The organism is Fusicatenibacter saccharivorans (assembly GCF_015557635.1).
In the GTDB taxonomy this organism is placed as follows: Bacteria; Bacillota; Clostridia; order Lachnospirales; family Lachnospiraceae; genus Fusicatenibacter; species Fusicatenibacter saccharivorans.
Genome location: NZ_JADNOP010000030.1, coordinates 1 through 8,048 on the forward strand (window position 1 = coordinate 1; position 8,048 = coordinate 8,048).

The 8,048-nt window shown below is 39.0% G+C and carries 7 protein-coding genes and 1 pseudogene; all 8 read right to left on the reverse strand.

The window, feature by feature from the left end; genetic code table 11:
* Positions 1-561 precede the first annotated feature (561 nt).
* Positions 562-1,302, reverse strand: coding sequence for a transposase (locus I2G42_RS15900; protein WP_242856490.1), 741 nt, complete (start codon positions 1,300-1,302; stop codon positions 562-564).
* Complete coding sequence (locus I2G42_RS16920) at positions 1,196-1,444, reverse strand: IS110 family transposase (protein ID WP_242856721.1); 249 nt, start codon at positions 1,442-1,444, stop codon at positions 1,196-1,198. Before I2G42_RS16920 ends, I2G42_RS15900 begins: the two co-directional genes overlap by 107 nt.
* 55 nt (positions 1,445-1,499) lie before the next feature.
* The gene (locus I2G42_RS15905; RefSeq protein WP_082424986.1) at positions 1,500-2,030 is read right to left on the reverse strand and encodes an IS630 family transposase; all 531 of its coding nucleotides are present in this window, start codon (positions 2,028-2,030) and stop codon (positions 1,500-1,502) included.
* The gene (locus I2G42_RS15910) at positions 2,011-2,427 is read right to left on the reverse strand and encodes a helix-turn-helix domain-containing protein (protein ID WP_055228369.1); all 417 of its coding nucleotides are present in this window, start codon (positions 2,425-2,427) and stop codon (positions 2,011-2,013) included. Before I2G42_RS15910 ends, I2G42_RS15905 begins: the two co-directional genes overlap by 20 nt.
* Before the next feature lie 52 nt (positions 2,428-2,479).
* Positions 2,480-3,016, reverse strand: coding sequence for an IS110 family transposase (locus I2G42_RS15915; RefSeq protein WP_082424985.1), 537 nt, complete (start codon positions 3,014-3,016; stop codon positions 2,480-2,482).
* 157 nt (positions 3,017-3,173) lie between these two features.
* On the reverse strand, positions 3,174-4,619 hold the full coding sequence (locus I2G42_RS15920; RefSeq protein WP_055228368.1) for a glycosyltransferase family 39 protein: 1,446 nt from the start codon (positions 4,617-4,619) through the stop codon (positions 3,174-3,176).
* A 517-nt stretch (positions 4,620-5,136) separates the two neighbouring features.
* Positions 5,137-6,425 (reverse strand): annotated as a pseudogene (locus tag I2G42_RS15925) (IS110 family RNA-guided transposase).
* Positions 6,426-6,620: 195 nt separating this feature from the next.
* Positions 6,621-7,937, reverse strand: a complete 1,317-nt coding sequence (gene ltrA / locus I2G42_RS15930; protein WP_055228367.1) for a group II intron reverse transcriptase/maturase — start codon at positions 7,935-7,937, stop codon at positions 6,621-6,623.
* Positions 7,938-8,048 lie beyond the last annotated feature (111 nt).

Below are 8,048 nucleotides of genomic sequence, written 5' to 3' on the forward strand. Positions count from 1 at the left end.
AGGCTTTATTTTGTTATCCTCACCACTTCCGACTACTCTATTCTCCCCAGCATAGCTGGGGGATTAGACTTTTCATTTACCTCAAAAACAGAGCCGGGAGTGATGGATATCGTAGTATCATGTACCGAATAGCTGATAAATAGATATAGTTTTAAAAGCATCCCTTTTGTTTGCTTTATAAAGGCTATTTTCCCTCTGATCAACTATGATGATGAACCTTCCGTGCCTAAAGGGATCATGTCCCAACTTCCTTCGTCCCATCTACCATACACTGAGTGCCAGCCAAGCTCCTAAACAGGGTCCATGCCCCATGGTAAACACCGATGCCGACTACAGCTCTTGTTTTTTCTGTTCGATTGTTACTGACCTGCATTCATCTATTATGGTACTGATTTACTCAGTGGACGCTATACCATTACAGATTCCTGTTAGTCTTTTGGCTGATGTGGTCCGTTTCAGACCTCATCATTTACGGGTTTCTGTTCCAGAACCCTGTCCAGTCTCCAATTCGGATTATCACAGACTCGACAGAGTTCTGGAAGTATTCACTGTTTTTGCTCTTTATGCTGCTTTTGCTGCTAATGCAGCTTTTGACCGTTTGATGTCCTTTAACATTTTTTGCGGATCATAGTCTTTTCCTGTCTTCAGGATGGTGTATATTACTCTTAATATCTTGCAGGCTATCACTATCAGGGACTGCATCTTTTTCAGCGGGTTGTCAGCCCGTGTTGTGTAATATACATGCAATTCTTTAAATTCTTCGGCATGGGAAACTGCTGATTTTGCCGCCTGGAACAGCCAGTACCGGAGCCGTTTGCGTCCCCTGTGACTGATCTTTGTCTGCCCTTTGTGCTTACCTGAACTGCATGCTACAAGACTCATTCCGCTTAATTTCTGGATTTCTTTTACATCATCAAATCTGCTGATGTCTCCCATTTCTGCCACAATTCCGGCTAAAATATTTTCACCCACGCCTTTGATCTCCAGGATATTTTCTGCATAAGGTATTTCCATGCATTTTTTATGCAGGGTATTCTCTATCCAGGCAAGCTGTTCATCCAGTTTCATGATTTCTTTCGCAAACCACTTCACTGTCTCACGACCGACACTGGATCCATCTTTCAGTCCTACGCTTTTTTCTGCATACTCCACGATTTCACTGGCTCTGCTATAGCCGCGTCCTCTTAGCTTCGCTTCATGCCAGATGTTCCTCAGACCTTCTGTCCCCAGTTCTGTAATCTCTGATGGAATGCACGACACTTTCAATACTTCCAATGCGAATGTACCATCGATTTTTTCCAAATGCGTCCATGTATTCTGGGAAATAGATCTTAAGCTCCCTGTGAAGACGGTTAATATTTCTAATACGGTCTTCTGTAAGCTGATCCCTGAACATCGAAAGTTTTCTCATGTCTGCATAGATTTCTTCCGGAAGATAAGGCATTCCGTAATTCCCATCTTTTACAAGATTCGCAATCAGTTTATAGCATTTTCATAAATTAGTGCATATATCCACACGCATGGAACCACCCCTCACAATCCGTATGCCTTATCGTTTCCAGAGCTTTTTTTACAGCTTCAGGCAGCTCAGAAGCGACACGTACTTTTTGTTTTCTAAGAATCGCCTTCATTTTTGACCACATTTTCTCTATTGGGTTCAGGTCTGGACTGTACAGTGGTAGATAAGCATAGTGAATTCCTGCTTTATCCAGATATTCTGTCACTGTTTTGGCATGATGGGAACGCATATTATCCATAACTACAAGGTCTTCCTTTTTGAGACTTGGAACTAGCTGATTTTCTATGTATTCACGGAATCGCGCTGCTGTTGTGCCACCCTGATAGATGGTAAATATCGTTGTACTATCCAGATGGATGGATGAAAGGACAGTTGTTGCTGTTGGTGTATTTAATGGTGCAGCGTCAACCGCCCTTTTCCAGTGTAATGCATGTGCATAGAGTCTTGTGAGATTTGTATTAATACCGCTTTCATCAAGAAATACCAAGTGTTCAGCATTTATGCCAGACATAGTCCCGTTCCATGAGCGGCGTTTCTCCTGTACATCGGGGACGCTCCTGCTCGGAGGCATGAAGGGATTTCTTTTTATAAGAATATCCCAGTTTTATTAATGCTTTTCTGACAGTTTCGATGCAGATTTTTAGCTGAAAGGTATCTATAATTTCCTGGAGTGTAATATCGGGTTTTTGTTGTACAAGTTCTTGTATTTTTTGCAGGTCAGCCTCTTTGAGAGAAGCTTTACGCCCCCTGAGACTTGTCTTGACAGAAACAGAACCTTCCCGTTTCATTTGTTCAACCAGACGGTATACGGTACTGACATCAACAGAAAAACATTCTGCTACTTCTTTTGCGTTGTGTGTTTTGTTATAAGCTTGAATTAAAAGATTTCTGGTTTCGTTGTGTAACATATCTATCACCTCTTAGCTTAAGCATATCACTTTAGTCAAGAGTTGCAGTAATTTATGGAATTGCTATAGGATCCTTTCTGTCATCTTTGAGCTGGCTGTTGTCTTCGATTTCCTTGCTCTGTTTTACAGCATATGGATTCACCTGGACAACGCTGATTCCAGCCGTGATCAGCCATGCAGCCAGTGTAAACCAGTAGTGGCCAGTCGGTTCAAGCCCCAGGACAATCTGGCTTTTTCTATTCTGTACTGCAAGCTCCAGCATCCATACTTTAGCTGCTTCAAAGCCTTCTGCTGTGTTACTGAATTCAAATGCTTTTCTGCTTAATTCCCTTCCTCGGATGTCGATTGCTCTTATATAATGAGTTTCACTGCCTATATCGCATCCAACTATAAGCATGTCATCCGTGATAAAGGAAAGTTTATCATTTTTTGCAAATTTACCGTTTGTTTCCAGTTCTCTCCAGGTATACGATTTTAATTCTTTTTCAACACCTTCCATCCGCTTGCAGAGTTCTTCTTTTGATAAAAGATTAACTGCCTGATTTTCTACATTTGCTTGCTTTTTTGTCTTATTTGTTTTAACATTCATTTCAGATACCTCTTGTACTTTAGATTTTTACTAACTGGCCGGTCAGTAATAATCTAAATTTACTTGAGGTATTCTTTTTGGTCAATTCCTTTTACTCTTTAAAGTATACAGGAACTCCTATATCCACCATTTTGTCAAAGTGAGTAATATTCCGTTTTCACTGCTCAATAATATATGTTTCAAAAGAATACCTGTCCAATTTGTAGCTTCCTAAATAATTCAATTGACAATTTATTTTATTTAATTCCTCAATCAATAATCCATTGCTATCTAACACCAAAATTCTATTTTTATATTGATATTTTTTTATTTCATCTATATTTTCTATCTTCTCTAGTTTACATTCTTCATATACTTTTTCTGTCAATTCCGATAATTCATCCTCAATTACTATGTTATTATTTTGCGGATAAAAATAAGAAATCACCCTCTGTACATGATTATAATTGCTTAATATTACTGTTTCAGAATCTATATTTTTTTCTAATTCCGATAATGTATAATTTGTTGCGCTCTTATCATTGAGTTCATTTTTGATATAATCAGTTGCAAGTATAATACCAATAATCGTTATTGTATAAACGAGTGCTCTATTTATACGTTTATTATCTATCTCTGATATTCCAATTGATATTCCCAACCACATGCAAGCAGCAGCGCTCATCACATATCTTGATACGAATATAGGACGTATTAATAAAGACAAACAAATCCCTAAAATTATTGTTCCTAACCATATAGTAATTCCACAAACAGCTTCATAATTCTTTCTTTTTCTTAATGCTCTTATTGCACCAAACATCCCAATTCCAACTATTGTAACACTTACTATCTCTATAATTCTAATATTTGTCGAAAACAAAAAAAGAAAATTTTGTATTATCGAATGTATTGACACCGGTCCTATCCAATAATCCTCTTTAACTATCAATAATTGTTTCACAAATATTAAAAGCCACGGCAAATATAATACAGCAACTCCCATACCCGATAATAACACCCTTATTATTTTCTTATTTTCTTTTTTTCTAAAAAACATCAATATAATTTCAGCATATATGACAATTGCTGAGACGCATGCAAAATAATGCGTATATGATGCTAATGCAGAAAACAGCGTTAGCATCACATAGCTTTTAAATTTATTTTTTTCAACTATTGGCTTCATCTGTAAAAATGCACATGTAACAAATAACATTCCCCAACTATACATTCGTATTTCCGTTGAATAGCGTAGCATCTGCGGCATACCCATTATAAACACATTAAACAAGTATGCTATTGTCTTACTGTACCTTTTCTTTATTACGGTAAATCCAATAATCATTAAAATCACATACGGAACAAGTGAAACAAATCTACCAATCCAAATAAAATTTTCACTTACTCCAAATATCAAAAATCCTGTTCTTAATATAATATAATACAACGGTGGATGAACATCTAATGCATCTATTTTTATTAAATTCATATATGAATGTTTTGCTAATTCCAAACTATATGCTTCATCCACCCAAATTGTCTGACTAAAAACAGTTGCAAAAGATACTATTAGCAATAATATCGGAACCATATAATACTGTATTTTTTTTATCGTTTTCATTAATCCTCCCTATATAGTCAAGTCTTTTTTCCTTAAAAATCAAGGATTTTTTAATGTTTCATCAATAAATATCTCAGAAGAAAGAGCCATAGGAATGGACATTTCTCTGTATCTGGTACGAAAATAGTGGATTTTGGGCGCACAAAGTAAAACGTCTTCTTATTTCGTTCTACATGGCCTTGTGTGTACCCATCCATCTACGGCAACGAATCTCCCATGTCTACCAGGATCATCAGTCTATGCCGAGTCCTAACTTCCCTCGTCCCGCCTGTCCATAACCAGGGTGTCAGCTCAGCTCCTTTACAGGGTCTTGCCCTCTGGTGTGTATTCCTACCGACTACTGGCTCATTCTTTGTTTCTTGTATTACTGACTTCTTTCCTGCAACAGCACCTTCCGGTGAACGTTTTCCTGTTACATTCCTTTTGTTTATTGCTTCCAGCTATCATGGCTGGTCTCAGTCTTCCATCTTTTCCTTTCAAAGACTCAGACCGGCCATGATACACTGTTTCTTTCTCTTTATGCTGCTGGCTGTATTTCAGGTCTTACAATGTCATTTAACATCTTCTGTCCGTCATAATCCACGCCTTTCGTTAGTATTGTATAAAATATCCGGATCAGTTTACATGCCACCGCTATCACCGACTGCATCTTTTTCAGCGGATTTTTCTCCCTTGTCCGGTAATAACTATGGATCTCCTTAAACTCTTTATTTTTTCCGATCACGGAGATCGTAGCTTCATACAACGCATATCTCAAACGCGTTCTTCCCCTGTGGCTGATCCTACTCTCCCCCTTATGTTTCCCGGAGCTGTCTGCAACAATGGAATAACCGGCAAGCTTCTGCACCTGTTTTGGATTATCAAAACGTCCAATGTCTCCTACTTCTGCAATAAAGCAGCTTACCGCCTTTATCCCTATCCCATTGATCTCCATCAGCTTATCTATATAGGGGATCTCAGAAAGTGTTTTCTCTATCTCTTCCATAAGTTCATCCATCCGTTTCTTATATCCCTCGTAATCTTCCAGCAGGTTTCGGATCTCTTTTCTGGCACTTCTTGGTGCTTCCGTATTTCCGATGCTGTGCTCCGCTGCTGTTACCAGGGTCCTTGCCCTCTTTATCCCAGCACCTTTCAGCCTTGCATCTCTCCATATCTTATTCACTCCATCCACACCAAGCTCTTTGATATCGCAGGGCAGTGGTGCCTGTTTGATCACCATCAGTCCGCTTACCGCATCCGGATTCCTGTAAACATCTTTTATTTCTGGAAAATAGATGCTGAACCAGCGGGCGATCCTGTTCTTGATCCTTGTGATCTCTTCCTGTGTCTGAATACGAAGGTTAGACAGATTTCTGATCTCTGCATAAATCCCGGTTGGAATATATGGATAAGAGAACCTTCCTTCATTCACCAGACCCGCAATTGTCTTTGGATCCTTACGGTCATTCTTACTCTGATTATTGTCATCCAGTTCTTTGGATTTCTTGACATGATGCGGATTCACATGTACAGGCTTCATTCCCTGTTCCTGCAGGTACGCTCCAAGGTTTAGCCAGTAGTGGCCTGTTGGTTCCTTTCCTGGAATCACAGTTTCCATTCCATGTTTCTCTGCTATATCATCCATCCAGTCCTTAAATGAGGGAAATCCTGCTTCATCGTTGCTGAAGGCGAACGGCTTCTTTGAGTACTCATAGTTGCGCCAGTTAAAAGCCCTTGCGTAATGGGTTTCACTTCCCACATCAATACCAACGATCAAAGTTTTTCCGTAATAGATGCAATTTTTGCGTTCTGTGTGTTATAATTCATTTCAAGTACCTCACTGTTTAATAAGATTTTTTACTAACCGTGCAAAGTCAGTAATCTTATTTTACTCTGAGGTATTTTTTCTCAACCTTCTTTCTCGGAATTCCTCTCTAGTAGATATGGGGATTACTCCCCATATCCCTACACAAAACCGTACGTGCGCTATTAACGCATACGGCTTTTCACTTTATATTCATACTACCTGTAGAACAGGCTTACTTTGATTCTTGGCTCTAATAGTGGGAATGTCCTAAGCAGCCCATTGTTGAATGTTTCCCATGTATAACTTCTTCTCTGGCTTCTACGATTTAGCCATTTAAACAGCAGTTTCTTTGTTATACACAGGAATGATTTAACTTCTCTTGTATTATCAGTTACACCATAGTATTGATAATATCCTCGCAGTTTTGCATTGATAATCTTGAATATCCATTCCAGCGGCAGTGTCCTGTGATTCATTATCCATTCTTTCATTGCTTTTATTTTACTGCGCAACTTCTTCTTACTCGTTTTCACTCTACAACGGAAAAACTGCTTTTTTCCGTCCATTCCGCAATAAAATGTGAATCCTAGAAAGTCAAAGGTATCTGGTTTTCCCTGTCCTCTTCTTTCTCTATTCTGCCTGGCAAACCTTCCGAACTCCAACGCTTTGGTCTTTTCTTCCGCTAGTTCGAGTCCATACTTTGCAAAACGTTCTTCTAGTTTCTCTCGAAATACTTTTGCTTCGTATCCACTCTGAAAGCAACAGACAAAATCATCTGCATAACGTATTAAGTAACATTCTCCGCTGCACTGCCTCTTTACAATCACATCAAACCAGTTATCCAGTACGTAGTGCAGATAAATATTTGCAAGTATCGGACTGGCTCCGTTTCCCTGTGGTGTTCCACGTTCACTGTCAAGATACTTTCCGTTTTCCATGATACCCGCTTTCAGAAATTTCTCTATAACCTCAAGAAATCTCTTGTCTGCTATATCGTGTCTTAGCATCTTCATCAGCCACTCATGGTCTACGTTATCAAAGAATCCTCTGATATCCGCTTCCACCACATAATTCGTTTTGCGATGCTGAACCATTTCTATGATTTCCCTAACTGCCTGATGACAGTTTCTGTTTGGTCTGAATCCAAAACTCTCATTATAAAACTTCGGTTCATAGATCTGCTCCAGTATCTGTGCGATTGCGCTCTCCACCAGTTTATCCTCATAACTGGATATTCCAAGTGGTCTCATTTTGCCTTTTGTTTCCTTGGGAATATAAACTCTTCTTGTAGGATTGGGGCGATAACTGCCAATTCTCATTCTTTTCACAAGATTCTCAAGGTTTTCCTCCAGGTTCTGTTCGTATTTCTCTTTTGTCACTTTATCAATTCCACTTGCCTTATTTTTATCCATAGTCTTATGGATTGCCCTAAGGCTGTTTATATTGATATAGGACGCAAGGTTTTGAACTTTCCTGTCAGTTACATTTGCTTTCGCAATGTTGTATTGTATTCCAAGCAACTCATTTACCATGATATCAGCTCTCCTTGTCTGCATGATTCTGATTTACTCAAACTTATTGATTGTTCGCCCCTTCGCTCCATCTCCATTACAGAGACTTCTTCGCTGTCGGGTAAGGGACAA

Excerpts from the sequence above, each read along its gene's own strand:
- I2G42_RS16920 (WP_242856721.1), bottom strand. The coding sequence starts at position 1,444 with ATGCCTTATCTTCCGGAAGAAATCTATGCAGACATGAGAAAACTTTCG.
- I2G42_RS15910 (WP_055228369.1), bottom strand. The coding sequence starts at position 2,427 with ATGTTACACAACGAAACCAGAAATCTTTTAATTCAAGCTTATAACAAA.
- I2G42_RS15920 (WP_055228368.1), bottom strand. The coding sequence starts at position 4,619 with ATGAAAACGATAAAAAAAATACAGTATTATATGGTTCCGATATTATTG.
- ltrA (WP_055228367.1), bottom strand. The coding sequence starts at position 7,937 with ATGGTAAATGAGTTGCTTGGAATACAATACAACATTGCGAAAGCAAAT.
- I2G42_RS15915 (WP_082424985.1), bottom strand. The coding sequence starts at position 3,016 with ATGAATGTTAAAACAAATAAGACAAAAAAGCAAGCAAATGTAGAAAAT.
- I2G42_RS15905 (WP_082424986.1), bottom strand. The coding sequence starts at position 2,030 with ATGTCTGGCATAAATGCTGAACACTTGGTATTTCTTGATGAAAGCGGT.